Here is a 19,014-nt window from a genome sequence, read left to right on the forward strand (position 1 = left end):
ACGCAAAGCCACCTCCTATGGAGGTGGATTTTTACTGAAAGCGCGGTACAAATAACTACAGTTTTTATCGACAAATTCTGCACGCCCTCCACTTAACCCTTAATGCATGCCCGCGGTGTATTTGCTCTGGTATTGGCGACAAAATAGCAGTAGCGTCAGCGCCGGAAAAACCACCACATATAACAACGGTAGCCTCATTGAGGGCGTCCAGGGGGAACAACATGCAAAAATCTTTATTAGGTAAAGCCATACGCTTTGCCATGTTGGCTGCACCGGTAGCGGCTGCAGGTTTCAGTTCTGCAGTGCTTGCTCAGGAAGTGGCAAAAGCAGAAACTGCGAAAGTTGAACGTATTGCGGTAACCGGTTCACGTATTCAACGTCAGGATATGGAAACCGCATCACCGGTTACCGTTATCGATGCGGCGGCCATTCGCGTAGAGGGTTTTACCTCTGTTGATCAACTGCTGCAGGCGCAAACCTCTATGGCCGGTGCGGCTGTGGGTTCAACCACCAATAACGGTGCAGACGGCGTAGCTCAGGTAGATTTACGCGGCATGGGTTCACAACGTACCCTGGTGTTATTAAACGGCCGTCGTATGGTGAACTCCGGTTCCGGTGCCGACAGTGCAGTAGACTTAAACGCCATTCCGGTTGCGATGATTGCGCGGGTAGAAATTTTAAAAGACGGCGCTTCTGCTGTATATGGCTCTGATGCCATTGCCGGGGTGGTAAATATTATCACCAAGAAAGACTTTGAAGGCTTTCAGGTCGATTTAAACGGCAGCAGCACCGATAAAGGTGATGGTGAAACCGGTGAATTAAGTGCCTTGTATGGTTTCAGCACAGACAGCGGTAACTATACCTTTGGTGCGGCGTATTCAGACCGTAAAGGTGTTATTCAAGCCGATCGTGATTGGACTGCGCCGGGTAACAGCTCGTTTGTCCCTCAGGGTGGTTTAATCGGCTTTGTATTGGATGATAATGGCCAACGTGTACCTAACGACACCGGCGGTTTTGAGCAAGAAGTAAAATCAAATGTAGATGGTGAGTGGAAAGCCGGTAACGGTTATGACTTTACTAAAGACAGCTGGTATCAAACGCCAAGCAAGCGTTACAGTTTATTTGCGAACGCTACGCAGGAATTTGCTAACGACCTGATTTTCACTGCCGACGTGTTGTACACCAAGCGTAAATCGGATCAGCAACTGGCACCACAACCGGGCGACATTATGCTGGACGTATGCGGCGCACCGGGGGCTGATCTAACTAAATGTATTTCTTTAACGCCGGCAATGCAGGCTGCAGATATCGTTGCAGATGATACCGGCCGCGTTAACTACCGCCGCCGTACTAACGATGTTGGTCCGCGCGTGTATGAGCAAGACACCGATACCTTACGTTTATCTGCCGGTTTGGCCGGTACCCTGGACGTACACACCGGTATGAACTGGGACGTATCGTACACTTACGGTAAAAACGAAGCGGATACCTTGGTAGCCAATTCTATTAACGCCGTTAAAATGGAAAACTCAGTGTATGCTAATCAGGCGGCCTGGTTTAGCGGTGCGCCGCTGACAACTGCCATAATTAACGACATCGGTTATCTGGAAAAAGCGGATGGCGGCAACGCACAACATATCGCTGCCGGTGTGTTAAGCGGTGACTTATTTGACCTGCAAGCCGGTGCCGTAGGTTTTGCTATCGGTGCGGAATACCGTCGCGACAGCGGCTTCTATAACCCGGATCCGGTGATTGTGGCCGGTGAAGGCACTGCCGCTCAGCAAGGTCCGACGAAGGGCAGCTACAGTGTAGTGTCGTTCTATCAGGAAGTCAGTGTACCGTTCAGCGATAAGCTAACCGGTGAATTTGCACTGCGCTTTGACGATTACTCTACCTTCGGTAAAGCCAGTACCTGGAAAGTAGGCTTAACCTATGAAGCCACTGACGAAATAATGCTGCGTGCTGTAGCGGCTACCGGTTTCCGTGCCCCTAACGTAAGCGAGTTATACGGTGGTAACACCGGCTCGTACGACTACCTGGACGATCCGTGGGGCAACGAGCAAGACCCGCAAATCCTGGTAAATTACACCTCAGATGCTGATATTCAACCGGAAGAGTCTGAATCTTTCACTGCCGGTGTGGTGTTATCTCCGGCCGATATTGAAGGCCTGTCGATGACTATCGATTACTGGCGCTTTAAAGTATCTAACGCTATTACACGTTTAGATGCACAGGCGGGTTTAGATAACTGTTTCGCCGGCGATGTTGTTGCCTGTGAAACCTTCAATATTACGCCGGACGGTGACTTAACCAACTTCACCAACCCGCTGACTAACGTCGGTAACCAGGATACCAGCGGTATCGACTTAAACGTGGCTTACCGTTTTGAAGGCTTGGGTTTAACCTGGAATATCAACAACGACACCACCTGGTTATTAGAGTTTAAACAAGATGGCCTGGATTACACCAACACCATCGACGGTAACTTTGGCGGCTATGCTGAACTGCGTAACAACTTCAGCATTCAGGCCGGTCAAGGCGATTGGAGTGTAACTTACTTCAACCGTTATATCGGTAAAACAGAGTACTTAGCCGATGGTTCAACTATCGACGCCGTGCTTTACCATAATGTGTCAGCTAACTACTTCATCACTAACGGTTTTAGTGTGTCACTGGGTGTGAAAAACCTGACAGACGAAGAGCCATCACGTGTAAGAAACGGCAGCGACGGCGGCACAGTACCGGAGGTGTTTGACACTATCGGTCGTCAGATCTTTGCCGGCGTAAGCTACAAGTTCTAAACCGCTTTTGTTGTAATGCAAAACCCGCCTTAATGGCGGGTTTTTTTGTTGCTTAACTTTCTGGTTATTTGGTATTACCAATTGTGTTGCCCGTTTTGTAATCAATCATTGTTGAGTACCATTACATAACGCGCTAGGGTGGGGTAACAAATGGCTAAAGAGGCAACGAAGATGGACCATTACGCAGCATTAAAAGCCAATGTCGGTTTGCTCGGTACCAAACTGGGTGACACCATTCGCAGCCAATTAGGTAACGCCGTGCTGGAGCGGGTAGAGCAGATCCGGCTGTTGTCCAAAGCAGCGCGCCAGGGTGAGGAATTACAAGCTGATAAACTTAAGCAGGTACTGCGCAGTTTAACCGACGATGAATTACTGCCGGTGGCCCGTGCTTTCGCCCAGTTTCTGAATTTGGCCAATCTGGCCGAGCAACACCACACCATTAGCCGCATTGGCCATGCCAGTATTGAAAAACCGGAGCCGCTGCAGGAATTGTTTAGCCTGCTGGAGCAGAAAAAGTCAGACGCTGCTGCGGTAGAACAAGCGGTGGCCAACTTATCGATAGAACTGGTGCTGACAGCGCACCCGACCGAAGTATCGCGTCGTACGCTTATTCATAAACTCACCGAGATTGCTGCCTGCTTAACTGAATTAGAGCAGCAGCTTAGCCCGCAGCAGCAACAGCAAATTGGCCAGCGCTTAAGCGAGCTGATTGCCCAGGCGTGGCATACTAATGAAATTCGTGAACAACGACCTACGCCGGTAGATGAAGCCAAATCCGGTTTTGCCGTAATTGAAAGCTCATTGTGGCAGGCGATACCGGACTTTCTGCGCGAACTGGACGGTAAGCTTATAACCGCAACAGGTAAAGGCCTGGCGCTGGATGCCGCGCCTGTGAAGTTTTCCTCATGGATGGGCGGCGACCGCGATGGTAACCCCTTTGTTACTGCCAAGGTTACCCGTCAGGTATTGTTACTCAGCCGTTGGAAAGCCGCCGACTTATTTGCCCGCGATCTGGATTTGCTCAGCAGTGAGTTATCAATGTTTCAGGCCAATGCGGCACTGCGCGAAGCGACCGGCGAAGCTGCTGAGCCTTACCGTCAGGTGCTGAATAAGCTGCGCAGTGGCTTGTTGCACACCCGCGACTGGCTGAGCGAAGCACTTAAGCACGACCGGCTGCAGCGGCCGCAAGATCTGATTTGGCATAACCAGCAGTTACTCGATCCTTTGTTGTTGTGTTATCAGTCGTTGCTGGATTGCGGCATGGCGGTAATTGCCAACGGTAAACTGCTCGACACCTTGCGCCGGGCTTATGCGTTTGGCGTTACGCTGTTAAAACTGGATATTCGCCAGGACGCCGGCCGCCATGCGCAGGTGTTCGCTGAGTTAACCCAACACCTGGGGCTGGGCGATTACAGCGCCTGGGACGAGGGCGCACGCCAGGCGTTTTTGCTGGCCGAGCTGGCGAACCGGCGTCCGCTATTTCCGAAAAGCTGGCAGCCGTCAGCCGATGTGCAGGAAGTGTTGGATACCTGCGATATCGTGGCGCGCCACGGCAGTGAGGCGCTAAGCACCTACGTGATATCAATGGCCGGTAAACCGTCTGATGTGCTGGCAGTGCAACTGCTGTTAAAAGAGGCCGGTATCAGCTTTGCTATGCCGGTAGCGCCGCTGTTTGAAACCTTAAGCGATTTACAACATGCGCCCGATTGTATGCGCAAGCTGCTTAGCATCGACTGGTACCGTGGCTACATTAACGGCAAACAGGAAGTGATGATTGGCTATTCTGATTCAGCCAAAGACGCTGGGGTATTTGCGGCGGCCTGGGCACAGTACAGTGCTCAGGAAGCCCTTGTGGCCATTTGTCAGCAAGCCAAAGTGCAACTGACCTTGTTCCATGGCCGCGGCGGTACTATCGGCCGTGGCGGCGGCCCGGCGCATGCCGCTATTTTATCGCAACCGCCCGGCTCTCTGGCCGGTGGTTTGCGGGTAACCGAGCAGGGCGAGATGATCCGCTTTAAGTTTGGCTTGCCAAAACTGGCCGAACGCAGCCTGGCGCTGTATGCCAGTGCGGTACTTGAAGGTCTGTTACTGCCACCGCCGGTGCCAAAACAAAGCTGGCGTGAGCTGATGAGCCAACTGGCCGAAGATTCCTGCGAAGCCTACCGCGCTGTAGTGCGGCACAACAAAGATTTTGTGCCGTATTTTCGTGCCGCCACCCCCGAGCAGGAGCTGGGCCAGTTGCCGCTGGGCAGCCGGCCGGCCAAGCGCAACCCCACCGGCGGTGTGGAAAGCCTGCGGGCGATTCCGTGGATTTTTGCCTGGTCGCAAAACCGCTTAATGCTGCCGGCCTGGCTCGGTGCCGGTTCGGCGTTAGCTAAAGCGGCAGAGCAGGACAATGCCAAGCTGTTGGATGAAATGCAGCAGCAATGGCCGTTTTTCGCCACGCGGATGTCGATGCTGGAAATGGTGTTTTTAAAAGCTGACAGCGAAATAGCCGCTTACTACGACAAAGTGCTGGTGCCCGACGAGCTTAAGCATTTAGGCCAGAGCTTGCGCAGCCAACTGGCCGCTGATCGTGAGCTGCTGCTGAAGCTGATCCACAGCGATACCTTAATGGCAAAAGAAAGCTGGATCCGGGAATCGATAATGCTGCGCAACACCTATGTAGATCCGTTGCATATTCTGCAAGCCGAGCTGCTGTATCGTGTGCGCCACCAGCCCGAGCGGGTAAACCCGATGATTAGCCGGGCGTTAATGGTGACGATTGCCGGTATCGCCGCGGGGATGCGAAATTCCGGCTAGGCCGTCTCGTTTATTAAATGCAGAACCAGCATAATGTGAGCCGGAATTAAGGCGAGGGATTGGGTTTACTCTAAGCCGACCGTTGACGGCATGGATGCCGGAATCGAGCCTACAGGGACGTATTTACGGCGTGTCGGTGTGAGTAAACCGAATCCCGATGACACAGGACAATAGGGTATTATGCTCACTTATGCGTTACTGGCACTGGTTTCGGCGGTGGCGATGGCCAGCAGTGGCATTATTGCCCGCTTTAGTGGCCTGGCGGCGGCTGAGTTAACCTTTTACCGGCTGGCAGTTGGTGGCCTGTGTTTACTGCTGTTTGTCGGCCTGACCGGCAGGCTTACTGTGCTTAAAGGTAAACCCGATTGGCGGATGGCAGCTAACGGCATGCTGTTAGCCGGTTTTATGCTGAGCTTTTTATCTGCGATTGAATACATCAGCCTGGCAAACGCCATTATGTTGGTGTACCTGGCACCGCCGCTGTCGGCCTTTATTGCGCACTGGTTATTACAGGAACGGCTGGATTTACCCGACAGCAGCCTGATAGTGCTGTCGTTTCTTGGCTTTGCTATGTTGCAACAATTTAAGTTTGATCTGGTACTGGACGCTGTGCAGCTGCCCGGCTTGCTGCTGGGTTTATTGTCGCTATGTGCTTACAGCAGTTTTTTACTGCTGAATCGCCGTTCCCTGCCTGCGCATTCGCAGCTACAACGCACCTTTTACCAGCTGATTATTGGTGCTTGTTGCGTACTGCCATTTTTAACCGATATGACAACGCCTGTCGCAGATGATCTGATCTGGATAGCACTGGCCGGCATTTTCCCGGGTTTTATCGCCATTTACTGCGCCATAGTGGCGTTGCAACATTTGCCTACACGGGTGTATGCCACCTTAGCCTATTTGGAGCCGGTAACCGTAATACTGGCCGGCTGGTGGTTGTTTAACGAAAGCTTGAGCCTCCTGCAACTTGGCGGCGTGTTACTGATTATTGTTACCGGTTTGCTGCTTGCGCTGCGGCATAAGCCCGCCAAGGCGGTGTTGGTGGCTGTGCAGGCGGTTCGACTTTAGTGCGCCTAACCCCGTGGCACAAAATCCAGCACGGTGGCGTTAATGCAGTAGCGCGGCCTGCCGTTAGGGCCGTCGTTAAACACATGGCCTAAGTGTATGCCGGACACTTTCGCGCGAATTTCAGTGCGGCGCATGCCGTAGCGGTTATCCGGTTTTTCAATTACCGCGCCGGTTACCGGCTTGGTAAAAGACAGCCAACCGGTGCCTGAGTCAAAGCGGTCTCGGGTGTCAAACAGTGGCACGCCACTTAACTTGTCGGTAAAAACGCCGTCCGGGGTGTTTTTAAAAATCTCATATTGCTGACAAAAGCGGCCGTCGGTACCTTCATCAAACGCCACATTAAACGCTTCACTGTCGCCGAGTTTAAACTTGCCCAGCAACAGGTAAAATTCGGCCGCGCTTAAATAGCCCTGGCGGCCAAACACTTCTTTACCGTTCTCAAGCAAAATAATGGTTGGCGTGGCCCAGGTGGCAGTTTTCAGTGTTAAGCCACTCAGTTGGCTGGCGTAACGAAACTGCAGCGGAATATCGCCACTGTAGCTGTTGGCTACCTCTGCTTTAAATTTCTCGCAGTACGGGCAGTAGCTTTCAGAGTCGATAACTAATATATGTTTACCCTGCAGCAGCGCGCTGTTGTCAACGGCGGCTGTTTGCTCTTGCTCTTGCGGGTTAAACCGCACCCCGGTACTGTGATCCGGGCAGTAGCCGTTGGGGTTATTCGCAATATAATCCTGATGATATTGCTCGGCCGGGAAAAATTCGCGTAGCGGCTTAATCTGCGTGGTAATTGCGCCGAAGCCGGCTTTGGTCAGCAGCGGCTGATACGCCGCCATGACCTGTTGAGCGCTATCATATTGTGCCTGGCTGTTGGTCAGAATAATTGAGCGGTACTGGGTACCGATATCATTGCCCTGCCGGTTTAATTGCGTAGGGTCGTGCATTTCAAAATAGCGTTGCAGCAAGGTGGTCAGGCTGATCACCGCTGGGTTAAAGCTGATTTTGACCACTTCGGCGTGGTTGTTCGGGTTGTGCTGATTACGTCGCTGCGTAATGGCACGATATGTCGGTTCTACGCCGGTGCCATCGGCATAGCCGGACACCGCATCGGTTACGCCGTCCATCGCTTCAAAACGTTTTTCTACGCCCCAGAAACAACCGGCACCCACTACTATTGAATCCAGATGCGTGGTGGCCGGCATAGTGTCGGTGTTTGCCTGCGGTGTGTTACCAAGAGTGCTGCTCAGCAACAACGCGCCGGCACACAATTTTAATAAGGAGGATAGGGCCATAATTACCTCTGCCTGTTATCACGTGGTCAGTTATACGCAATAGACAGACAAAAGGTGCAATGGCTTTCAATACTTGAAAAGATGAACCGACTTACTCTAAACCAACCGTTGAACGCAGGGATGCGTGACAAATTCGCCAGGAGCGAATTTGAACAGCTCCGCTGGCCCGCAAGGGTGAACTTCATGGACGAAGTTCATAGTCGAGCCCCCAGGGATGGGTTTACGGCGTGTTGGTGTGAGTAAGACGGGTCATAATGTTCTGTGGGCAAACTCCGCCACCGCTTGCAGTGTTTGCTCAATATCGGCGCTGCTGATATCCAGATGGCACACCCAGCGCAGGCGTTTAATATGGCCGTTGGCGCTTTGATAATTGCTACCGGTCAGTTTGATGCCACGTTCAGCCAGATAGGGCAGTAGCTGTTCTGCCAATGGCAGCTCAATATCGGTAAACAAAATATTGGTTTGCACCGGCAGCGCTGTCAGCTGGCCTTGCAGCGCGGGTAGCTGTGTGGCTAAGGTGGTTAAACCGTCGGCTAAACGCCGGCAATTGGCATGATCGTCGGCCAAACGGTTAATATTGTTTTCCAGTGCATACAAGCCAGCCGCGGCTAAGATGCCGGTCTGGCGCATACCACCACCGAGCATTTTGCGCACGCGTTTAGCGCGGGCAATAAAATCATTTGAGCCCAGCAATAATGAGCCGACCGGGCAGCCCAGGCCCTTGGATAAACATAGCGACACCGAGTCATAGCCATCACAAAGCTCGCGCGCCATCTGCTGCGGTGTAATGCCGTGCTCTGGCGCTACTGCCACCGCGGCATTCATTAGCCGGGCGCCGTCGATATGGCAGGCCAGGCCTTTGTCTTTGGCCAGTGCGGCGACATCGCGCATATATTGCAGCGGCAACACTTTACCGCCTACGCTGTTTTCAATCACAACCAACCTGGTGCGGGCAAAGTGTGGGTCGTCCGGTTTTATTGCTGTCGCGATATCGCTCAGCGCCAGGGTGCCGTCGCTTTGCAACTCCAGTGGTTGCGGCTGAATAGAGCCCAATACCGCCATACCACCGCCTTCCCATTTATAGGTGTGCCACTGCTGGCCGACAATGGCTTCATCGCCACGCTGGCAGTGGCTCATCATGGCAATCAGGTTGGTTTGGGTGCCGCTGGGCGCAAATAGCGCTGCTTCAAAGCCCAGCATGTCTGCGGCATAGCGCTGTAACTCCAGCGTGGTTGGGTCGTCGTTAAATACATCATCGCCCAAAGCGGCGCTTAACATGCGCTCTTTCATGGCACCAGAAGGTTGGGTTACGGTATCGCTGCGAAAATCGGCCATGCTGTGCTCCATAATTATGCTGCATACAGACTAAGACGGCATGACAGGTTGCGCAATCAGAATGGGTTAAATAACCGGTTTTGTCGCCGGAAAGAAATAAGCAACTAAAAGCAGAAGCGGCTGAGTCAGGGGTAGTACGAACCGGCTTGCCCACGTCAACGCGCCGTGAACCCTTCCATGGGGGCTCGACTCAGGCATCCATGCCTTCAACGGTTGACTTAGAGCAAGTCGATTCGTACTGGCTCAGCAATTAATAAAAACTGATTTTAAAGTCGACACCAAAGGTGCGTGGTTCGTTAACAAAACCGGTCAGGTTGTTGAAGTCGACCGCGCCTTTTACATTGTCCTCGTCAGTAATATTACGGCCGAATAAACCGACTTCATAGTTACCGTCATAGTTAATGTAAGCCACACGTAAACCCGCTTCGTGTTGGTTGTTGGTGCGGAACTCAGCCGATTCATATAAGAACAGGTTGGTTTTGCCCTGCAGTGCGAAATCGGTGTAAACGTAAATTTCGCCGCCGGCAACCGGATAGTCATAGCGGGCGTTTAACGTCAAAATAGTTTCCGGTGCCTGGGCAAAAGGGTTGCCGTCAATAAACGGCCGGCCTTCGTTATTAACCGGATCCAAGATGGTACAGTTACCAAAACCACAGCCACCTACTACAGTGTTGTTGTCTTTAAACTCGGTTTTGTTGTAGCTAAAACCACCGCCCACGCTCAGGTTTGGCAAAACACGATAATCAAAATCTGTTTCGAAGCCGTAACCTACACCTTTATCGGCGTTATCCAGTGTATTGCCGTTCAGCTCACCGCCAATTACTGATATTTGCATGTCATCAATGGTGTAATAGAACACGGCGGCATTCAGACGCAGGGTGTTATCCAGTAAGTCGCTTTTTACACCGAACTCGTAGGACATAATAGTCTCGGCATCTGCCACCGTCGCAGGCTCTGCAAAAGCGATATTCCGCCCCTGAATTGACTGGGCACGGAAGCCATCTGCTATGCGGGCAAACAGACTGGTTTTGTCAGTCAAGCGGTAGTTAGTGCTAAGCTCCCAGCTGATTTGATCATCTGATACTTTTAATGATTCGTTGCCCGGCACAGTAGTACTGAAGGTTTTGACATCATCGGTATAACGAATACCGGCGGTAACATTCCACTTATCATCAATCTGGTAAGTACCCTGACCAAATAGTGCCCAGCTGGTATTGCCGTTAAATACCGCAGCCGGGTTGATCACGCCACCAACGGTGTTTACGCCGAAGGTTGAATCAAAGTAAAAACCGCCTGCCTGCCAGCTAAAGGCATCGCTGGTGTCGCTGGCTAAGCGGATTTCCTGAGTATATTGCTCCAGATCGTTCAGCTCGTCAGTGGTGTCTGAAGGAAACGGAATAAATCCCGGACCTGTTAAATTGCCACCGTCGATGTCACCGCGTGAGAAGCCGGAAGCAGTCTCATAGGCAGAGATACTGGTCAGAGTCATGCCGTCCAGCGTGAAATCAAGTTTTAGTGAGCCGCCCCAGCTATCATATTGCTGCGGATTATTTGCACCTGCATCGTAATACACGGTATCGCGGTCATAGTTCTCATTCAGCTTATTGCTGCCTTTTGTGAACACATTGGCGCGAAATACCGAAGATGTACCCTCATAATTGCGGCTGTGTAAATTCAGTAAGGCATCAAAATCAGCGGTTTCATACAAAAATTGTACGCGGCCGGCACGCTCCTGATAACCACCCATGGCATCGCTCTCGCCCAGATAGGCATTGTCAATCCAGTCGCTGCGGTTTTGTGATAACAGTGAAATACGCGCGGATAATTCGTCAGTTAAACCGCCGCCTACAGCACCTTCCAGGTTAAACATGCCCAAGGTGCCGGCAGTGGTTTTAACATAGGCGTCGAAATCCTGGCGAGGCTTTACACTGTCAAATTTAACGATACCGGCAGTAGTGTTACGGCCAAACAAGGTGCCTTGCGGGCCACGGATCACTTCAACCTGCTGTACGTCAAACAGCGGGAAGCTTTTTAAGATCACGTTTTCCATTACCACGTCATCCATAATAATGGACACCGGTTGTGAAGCGGCTAAGTCAAAATCGGTGTTGCCTAAACCACGAATATAAAAACGTGGAGCTACTCTGCCGTTAGATGACTCGGCATAAAGGCCCGGCACCTTGATCGCCAGCGCGGTAATGTCATCACCGGATGAAAAAATGGCGTCCAACTTTTCGCCCGACAAGGTAGCGATAGAAATCGGCACTTCCTGGATGCTTTGGCTGCGTTTTTGCGCAGTAACGGTGATAGTTTCCAGTTCCTGTTCTTTCGCATTTTGACCTTTGTCACTTTCCTGCGCTAATAACGCCGGAGAAAGGCCAACAGCTGCACTAAACAGGCCGGCCTGGATGGCCGTGGACAACACTGACTTAGTATATGGCTTCATTAAGGTGAACCTTATATTGATGATTTACGATGATTTGTGTGTGTTATGTAACGATTAGTTTGCTGGAGTGACCACAGCGAATCGTTTAGACAAACGTGGGCTAATATAGCAGTTTGTCGTACAAAATGCTCAACCTGGCGTAGTTTTGTCATCATTCTGTCAGCAAAATGAGCTAAAGCCGTGTAGTCTCGTATGGGTATTTATTCGTTAACTGTTGAGAGTGTTATGCGTAGTGTGATTTTTTTACTGCTGTGCTGCAACTTGCTTATCCCGGCTCATAGCGCAAGCAGCGGCTGGCAAACTGCAAAACATTTGCAGGCAGAGCTGGTGAGTGATTACCGGCAGGTTACTGCCGGCCAGCAGTTGCAGTTGGCGCTGCATTTTGTGCCGGACCCGCACTGGCATACCTACTGGCAAAACCCCGGCGACTCAGGTTTAGCTACCAGTTTAAGCTGGCAATTGCCGGAAGGCGTTACAGTAGGCGAGATACAATGGCCCACGCCACAGGCGATTCCGATACCGCCGCTAATGAATTACGGCTTTGCAGGCGCCACTGTGCTGTTATCAGATCTCAGTATTGCGCCGGATTATGCTGCCGGCAGCATTAATATTCAGTTGCAGGCTGACTGGCTGGTATGCGAAGAAGTATGTATACCGGCAGAAGCGCAGTTTAGCCTGACACTGCCGGTTGGCGATAAAGCTATAGCAGCTTCGGAGTACGCGGCATTGTTTCAGCAGGCACGGCAACAATTACCGCAGCCGTTGTATGCCAGCGGCCGTTTTGACACCTCCGGCGGCGCTTTTTCTGCCACGATAGAATTGCCGCAGCCACTTGAGATTAATGCCTTTTTTGTTGCTGCGCCCGAGTTGGTTGATCATGCCGGCGCGCAGCAAATCAGCCTGCAGGGCAATCAACTGCTACTGCAGCAGCCGTTAAATACCTACTTTTCCGGCGTAGCGTCACAAATCGAACTGGTGCTGGTAACGGCCAAAGCGGCTTACACTGTGCAATTGCAGCAGGCCGGCCCGGCGGCAGAAATCCTGGTGACACAGGGGCAGCAAAGCGATACCGCATTGTGGCTTGTTTTGCTGATGGCCGCCGGCGGAGGCCTGATCCTGAACTTAATGCCCTGCGTATTTCCGGTACTGTCGCTCAAAGCGCTGAGTATTGCAGCTAACAGCAGCAAGCAGGCACAACAACGGCGTGATGCCTTGGTATACAGTGCCGGTGTAGTACTGAGCTTTGTGGCATTGGCGCTGCTGTTGATTCTGCTGCGCGCTGCCGGTGAAGCGGTGGGCTGGGGTTTTCAGCTGCAAAACCCTTACCTGGTGGCGCTGTTGGTGTATTTGCTGTTTGCGCTTGGGCTGAGTTTGTCCGGTGTAGTGCAGTTTGGCCTTGGTCTGATGAACACCGGCGGTGGGCTGACCGCGGCAAAGGGTGGTAAAGGCTCATTCTTTACCGGCGTGCTGGCCGTGGTGGTCGCCAGCCCTTGTACTGCGCCCTTTATGGGCTCAGCCTTGGGTTATGCGGTAAGCCAAAGTGCCCCGGTGGCGTTGTTGGTGTTTGCTGCGCTGGGGCTGGGTATGGCACTGCCGTTTTTGCTGCTGGCATTTGTACCTGGCTTTGCCGGCTTGCTACCCAAACCCGGTGCCTGGATGGACACGCTGAAGCAATGGCTGGCGTATCCGTTATATTTAAGTGCGGTATGGCTGCTGTGGGTGTATGGCCGTCAGGCCGGAGTGGATGCCCAGGCGCTGTTACTGATTGGTGTGGTATGTATTGCTGCGGCGTGCTGGTTGTGGGGACGCAGGCAACTGGCACAAGCCGGTACTGTCAGTGTCGCGCTGGCGCTGCTGTTACTGCTGTTGGCGCTGGCTTTACCTTACCTGGCGCCGTCGCCACAGCCGCGACAGGCGTTAGGGCCGAGCCATGACAATGCGCAGCTATCGCAGGCCTGGTCTGCGGCAAAGTTGCAGCAATTGCGACAGCAGGGCAAACCGGTATTGGTGAACATGACAGCCGACTGGTGCATTACCTGCCTGGTAAACGAGCGGGTGGCGCTGAACACTGAGAGCAGCAAGGCGGCACTGGCGTTGTACGATGTCACCTATTTGAAAGGTGACTGGACACTGCGTGATGCGGCTATTACTGAATATTTGCGGCTGTATCAGCGCGATGGCGTACCCTTGTATGTGTTGTATTGGCCGGGGCAACCGCCACAAGTGTTACCGCAAATTTTAACGCCCGACACGCTACAGCAAACGTTGCAGCAGTTGAGCAGGCAACCGTGATGTTAACCTTAATGGCCGCATTGGCCACACTAAAGGAGTAATACAGATGAAATTACGTCAATTGGTACTGGCTGCATCGGCAGCGTTATTATCATTGGGTTTATCGGCGGCACCGCAAGTCGGCGCGCCGGCACCCGATTTCAGCGTGGTCGACTCCAAAGGTGTTAGCCATCAGCTGAGTGATTTTGCCGGTAAGAATGTGGTGCTGGAGTGGACTAACCATGATTGCCCGTTTGTTAAAAAGCATTATGAGGGCAATATGCAAGCACTACAGGCCGAAATGAAAGCGCAGGATGTGGTTTGGCTGAGCGTGATTTCTTCTGCGCCGGGTAAGCAAGGCCATGTCAGTGGTACCAAAGCCGATGAGCTGACAGCCAGCCGCAGTGCTATGCCTACAGCGGTGGTATTTGATGAAAGCGGTACAGTAGGTAAAGCCTATGATGCCAAAACCACACCGCATATGTATGTAATAGATAAGGCCGGTGTATTGCAGTATATGGGCGGTATCGACAGTATTCCGTCGGCTAAGGTGGCAGATATTGCTAAAGCCACACCCTATTTTGCCAATGCCGCCAAAGCGGTACTGAATGGCGAAACGCCGAACCCGGCGATAACCAAGCCTTATGGCTGTAGCGTAAAATACTGATGAGTAAAGCAACAGCCCTGCATTTGGCCATTACGCGCCGGCGGGCCTAAGCTTTTTTCCGCTGGTTAGGGTAGTCTTGTTGCAGCTTGTGTTGCAGCCAGTTATCAAATTCGGCTAACGGCATGGCTTTAGCAAAATGCCAGCCCTGGCCCAATTCTATGCCCAAAGAGCGCAACAAACTGGCCTGCGATATATTCTCAATACCCTCGGCCACTATGCTGTAATTGAGTAACCTGGCAATATCGCGTATTTTCGGGATCAGCGTCGATTTAATGCTGTCGGCTTCCATATCCTGAATAAAGCTTTTATCAATTTTCAGGTAATCGGCATTTAACGAGCGCAAACTGGTCAGGTTGGAGTAGCCGGTACCGAAATCGTCTATCGATAGCTGCAAACCGGCTGCTTTCAACTCGGCTAAATGCTGCGTTGCACTGCTGAAACTGAGCTCTTGTTGTTCGGTAATTTCCAGCACCAGTTTAATGCGACGCTGCTGCACTTCCGGTAGCTGCAATAACTCGAGGATCTGACCGCTGGCAATATCATGCGGATACACATTCAGCGATAAATGAAACTGTTCAGGTAAGTTGTGTAATTTGCTAAGCTCGGTCAGAGCTTGTTTAGCGATAAAGCAGGTGAAACGGCCGCTTAACCCCAATTGGCTCAGCAGCGGAATAAACTGCAACGGACTTAAGCTACCCAGCGGGTCGCGATAGCGGGCTAATACTTCACAACCGATAAGCCGATTGTGCTGTAAATCTATAATGGGTTGGAATACCACTGAAAAATAGCCTTTGCGCAAGCCATTGCGCACGCGGTAGCGCAAGCTGTGGCGCCTTACTGCCAGTTGGCGCCAGCCGAACCAGGCCAACACACTCAGGGCTATAACGGCCAGCAGCACGATGCTGCTTTGAAACGGATAACGTTGCGCCAGGGTATAAAAGCTGAATTGTTGGCTCAGACAAAAGCGTGAATAGCTACTGCATTGCTGATAGAAATAATGCGGCCAGGCTAATGTGGCCAATGTATCGCCGCCGGTACCGGCAATATATAAACCGGTATAACCGGCAATATGGGCCGCAGTAGTGCCGGCCGTGTTCACTGTTTGCCAGCGCACATCGTTGCGCGGCGGGGCGCTGTCGATATCACTGACAATACTGACACTATAGTCTCTTTGCCGTACTACAGTACCGTTTACACGCTGGCTGAAGTCTCCCAGTGGTTGATCCAGCCAAATGCTGCTGTTTTGCAGTGAATAAAAGCTCGGTTCACCATGCGGGTAGGCGAAATCAAGTTTACCTGAGCTGGCAGAGCACAAAGCGCCGCTATCATCATAGTAGGTAATGTCACGGATATAGCGTGCGCTGATTAATACGCGGCGCATGGCGGCTAAATTGGCGGCGCTGCAGCTATGGGGAGCTCTACTGTTTAGCTGATCCAGCGTTTGCTGGCTTTCGCGGGCAATAGCGTCTACTTGCAGTAAATACTGTGTTGCGCTTTGCTGCAAGCTGAAATGCACCGTTTTGCTGACAGCAAAGGCCAGCAAAGCGGTGAGGCATAACGCCGTAGTCAGTGCAACAATGCAGGCAAAATACCTGTGATATACCCAGTGTGCCAAACTAACCTCAAACAGCCGGCGGCAATGCTCATCGCCGCAGCTTATCGTGCTATTGTCGTTGGGGTACAGCGTAAAAGTGTAACCAACAGTTTTGCGTTACACTTGCGCTGTCGTCTCTGGTAAAACTGCAACCATTGTTAGCAATAAGCGACATCTTATGCTGTTGGCTTTAATATTGTTGTTACTTCAGGTAGCGCAACAAGGTTATCAGTTGGTTAATGCTGCTGAGCTCATGGCGTTGCATAATCAGTTCGCGGCCTAATTGCAGCGCTTTGCGCTCACTGTGTGCACGTTGTGTGCTGTCAGTGATGTGTTCAAAGTCAGCCACATGCGCCAGGCCAACGGTACGGCGGATTAATTCACAACCGGCGTAGCCCAGAGTGTCGGTAAAAATTTGCTGCATAAAGCGTTGTTGGTACAGGTTGTTTTGCAGGGTTGGTTCACGGCATTCATTGCTCAGTAACTGCTTAAATTGTTCGGCAAACTGCTGCCACAGTGTTTCAATTTGACTAAGCAGGTAGCTTTGGTGCTGCTCACGTGCTGCAGTGTCGGCGGTTAAGCCGAAATGGCCGAGGTAGTTGAGCAGTAAATTAGCTACCAGGCTACCGACGTCAAAACCAATCGGGCCGTAAAAACCAAACTCGGCATCGATAACTTTACAGTTGTCATCATTGATAAAAATACTGCCGCTGTGCATATCACCATGCAGCAGTGCCTGTGGCTTGGACAAAAAATCTGCTTTTAGCTGTGCGACTTCCGCGTGTAACGTTTCGTCGTGCCATAACTGCTGCGCATCATTGCGTATTTCAATGTTGATATTATTGCGCTCGTGGTTGCAGTAGGGGTCGGTAAAGAATAAATCTTCAGTGATTAAGCAGAGCTCCGGGTTTAAAAGGCGGCCAAGCTGCTGCTTTTTATTCGGGCCGGTAAGGGCAAAATCACTGGTGTAGTACAAGGTATTGGCCAGATAAGCTGCCAGCTGCGGCGCAAGGTGCTCAAACTGTTTCGCTGCGACCAATTCGCTGCGCAAAATACGGTAGTCTTTTAAGTCTTCCATTAAAATGGCTGCTTGCTCAGCGTCATAGTGCAATACCTCTACGGTATGGTCCGGACACAATTTGCAATGAGTAATTAACACTTCGGCCTCTATCCGTGCGCGGTCAGTGGTCAGCGGCCAGCTTTCGCCGACGCAGCGGGCATAGGGCAGCGCCTGTTTGACAATCAAACTGCTGCCTTTGTCGTTTTCCACCCGGAATACCAGGTTCAGGTTACCGTCACCAAATTCTTCACAGCTTAATTTACTGTGATCGCCAAACAAGCCGCTGTGCTCATCAGCAAAACGCATTGCATCCTCAGTGGTAAAGGTTTGGTATCCGGCCATAGAGTGTCTCTTACTTGTGTTGAAAATAGCTGGGCTGCATAATCGCAAACCTGATAGACGTCTGCAACGCCAAACAGGAATAAGCTATGAAAAACTTAACAGCACTCAGTCTGAAAACCCTACAGGGCAAGCTGTATGTGTTGGATCAGACGCAGTTACCGCAACAGCAGCTATGGTTGCCCTGCGAAACGGTAGCGCAGATGGTAAGTATGATTAAAGCGTTGCAATTGCGCGGCGCGCCGGCGATTGGAATCGGAGCTTGTTTATTATTGGCCTATCGCGCCGGTAGCGGCGACAGCCGCGAACAGTTATTGCTGGATGCAGAAGTACTGCGCGCCGCCAGGCCCACCGCCGTAAACCTGATGAATAACCTCGATAGCATGATAGCAGCGCTGCAACAGCAAGATTTTAAAGCGGCGGCCATTGCTTGTGCAGAGCAGCTGTTTGCTGAAGATGTTGCCTTGTGCCAGCGTATGGCAGCGCATGGCGCGGCGTTGGTGCAACAAGGCGAGCAACTGTTAACCCACTGCAATACCGGCGGTTTGGCCACCGCGGGGGTTGGCACAGCGTTGGGGGTAATTAACCTGGCGCATCAGCAGGGTAAAAATATCCGCCTCTGGGTAGATGAAACCCGGCCGCTGCTGCAAGGCGGACGTTTAACGGCGTGGGAGTGCCAACAACTGGGTATTCCGTACCAGCTTATTTGCGACAATATGGCGGCGATGTTAATGGCGCGCGGCCAGGTCGACCGTATTTTTGTCGGCTCGGATCGTATCGCCGCTAACGGCGATTTCGCTAACAAAGTAGGCACTTACTCGCTGGCGGTGCTGGCGCAGTATCACAAGGTGCCGTTTTATGTAGTGGCACCGCATACCACGGTAGATTTAGCCTGCAGCGATGGCAGCGCAATTCCGATAGAACAGCGTCATGGCGATGAAGTGCGCGGCATTAGCGGCGGTTTTGGCAGCGCAATATGGGCACCAGAGCAGGCACCGGTATTTAACCCCGCCTTTGATGTAACCCCCGCAGAACTGGTTACCGGTTGGGTGCTGGACAGCGGCGTTTACTCACAGGCGGATATTGCCAAAGGCGTGCTACAGCAGTTTGCCTGATCCCGCGATAGCAAACGGTTGGAACCTCGAAATGGGCACCACAGAGTGTCTGAGCCGTTACGACAGCAAAAGGCGAGTTGCTGTGGCGAGCCAGAGCGAGTGTTACAACAGTTGCTCAACACAAATGGCCCAACCGGCTGGTTGATTTGCAATCAATCAGTTGGCCGCTGTAAATTTATTTCCCCCTTGAATGTCCTCGCTAAGTGATTGAATTATTTGCCCCCCCC

The 19,014-nt window shown here is 52.0% G+C and carries 11 protein-coding genes; 6 read left to right on the forward strand and 5 right to left on the reverse strand.

Going from position 1 to position 19,014, the window contains the following annotated elements; genetic code table 11:
• The first annotated feature begins 221 nt into the window (after positions 1-221).
• The 3 genes from HRH59_RS14180 (at position 222) to HRH59_RS14190 (ending at position 6,671) form a co-directional block, all read left to right on the forward strand.
• Positions 222-2,801 (forward strand): TonB-dependent receptor plug domain-containing protein, encoded by a 2,580-nt coding sequence (locus HRH59_RS14180; protein ID WP_173501935.1) that lies wholly within the window; start codon positions 222-224, stop codon positions 2,799-2,801.
• Between the two features lie 171 nt (positions 2,802-2,972).
• Entirely contained in the window at positions 2,973-5,603 is a 2,631-nt protein-coding gene (gene ppc / locus HRH59_RS14185) for a phosphoenolpyruvate carboxylase (protein ID WP_173502004.1), read from the forward strand.
• A 180-nt stretch (positions 5,604-5,783) separates the two neighbouring features.
• Positions 5,784-6,671: a DMT family transporter gene (locus HRH59_RS14190; RefSeq protein ID WP_173501936.1), complete on the forward strand. Its 888-nt coding sequence runs from the start codon at positions 5,784-5,786 to the stop codon at positions 6,669-6,671.
• A 5-nt stretch (positions 6,672-6,676) separates the two neighbouring features.
• On the opposite strand, the gene msrA is transcribed toward HRH59_RS14190, so the two are convergent.
• From msrA to HRH59_RS14205, 3 genes are all read right to left on the reverse strand, one after another.
• Positions 6,677-7,960, reverse strand: a complete 1,284-nt coding sequence (gene msrA, locus HRH59_RS14195) for a peptide-methionine (S)-S-oxide reductase MsrA (RefSeq protein WP_173501937.1) — start codon at positions 7,958-7,960, stop codon at positions 6,677-6,679.
• Positions 7,961-8,209: 249 nt separating this feature from the next.
• On the reverse strand, positions 8,210-9,295 hold the full coding sequence (gene ltaE, locus HRH59_RS14200; protein ID WP_173501938.1) for a low-specificity L-threonine aldolase: 1,086 nt from the start codon (positions 9,293-9,295) through the stop codon (positions 8,210-8,212).
• A 250-nt stretch (positions 9,296-9,545) separates the two neighbouring features.
• Positions 9,546-11,741, reverse strand: coding sequence for a TonB-dependent receptor (locus tag HRH59_RS14205; protein WP_173501939.1), 2,196 nt, complete (start codon positions 11,739-11,741; stop codon positions 9,546-9,548).
• A 225-nt stretch (positions 11,742-11,966) separates the two neighbouring features.
• Here HRH59_RS14205 and HRH59_RS14210 point away from each other — a divergent pair, with 225 nt between their 5' ends.
• Positions 11,967-14,033, forward strand: a complete 2,067-nt coding sequence (locus HRH59_RS14210) for a protein-disulfide reductase DsbD family protein (protein ID WP_173501940.1) — start codon at positions 11,967-11,969, stop codon at positions 14,031-14,033.
• 46 nt (positions 14,034-14,079) lie between these two features.
• A complete protein-coding gene (locus tag HRH59_RS14215) occupies positions 14,080-14,679 on the forward strand; it encodes a redoxin domain-containing protein (protein WP_173501941.1) in 600 nt (199 codons plus the stop codon).
• Positions 14,680-14,725: 46 nt separating this feature from the next.
• On the opposite strand, the gene HRH59_RS14220 is transcribed toward HRH59_RS14215, so the two are convergent.
• Both HRH59_RS14220 and mtnK read right to left on the reverse strand, forming a co-directional pair.
• Positions 14,726-16,294, reverse strand: a complete 1,569-nt coding sequence (locus tag HRH59_RS14220; RefSeq protein WP_173501942.1) for an EAL domain-containing protein — start codon at positions 16,292-16,294, stop codon at positions 14,726-14,728.
• A 181-nt stretch (positions 16,295-16,475) separates the two neighbouring features.
• A complete protein-coding gene (mtnK, locus tag HRH59_RS14225) occupies positions 16,476-17,675 on the reverse strand; it encodes an S-methyl-5-thioribose kinase (protein ID WP_173501943.1) in 1,200 nt (399 codons plus the stop codon).
• Positions 17,676-17,761: 86 nt separating this feature from the next.
• Here mtnK and mtnA point away from each other — a divergent pair, with 86 nt between their 5' ends.
• Complete coding sequence (gene mtnA, locus HRH59_RS14230) at positions 17,762-18,787, forward strand: S-methyl-5-thioribose-1-phosphate isomerase (RefSeq protein WP_173501944.1); 1,026 nt, start codon at positions 17,762-17,764, stop codon at positions 18,785-18,787.
• Positions 18,788-19,014 lie beyond the last annotated feature (227 nt).

This window comes from Rheinheimera lutimaris (assembly GCF_013283795.1).
Lineage (GTDB): Bacteria > Pseudomonadota > Gammaproteobacteria > Enterobacterales > Alteromonadaceae > Alishewanella > Alishewanella lutimaris.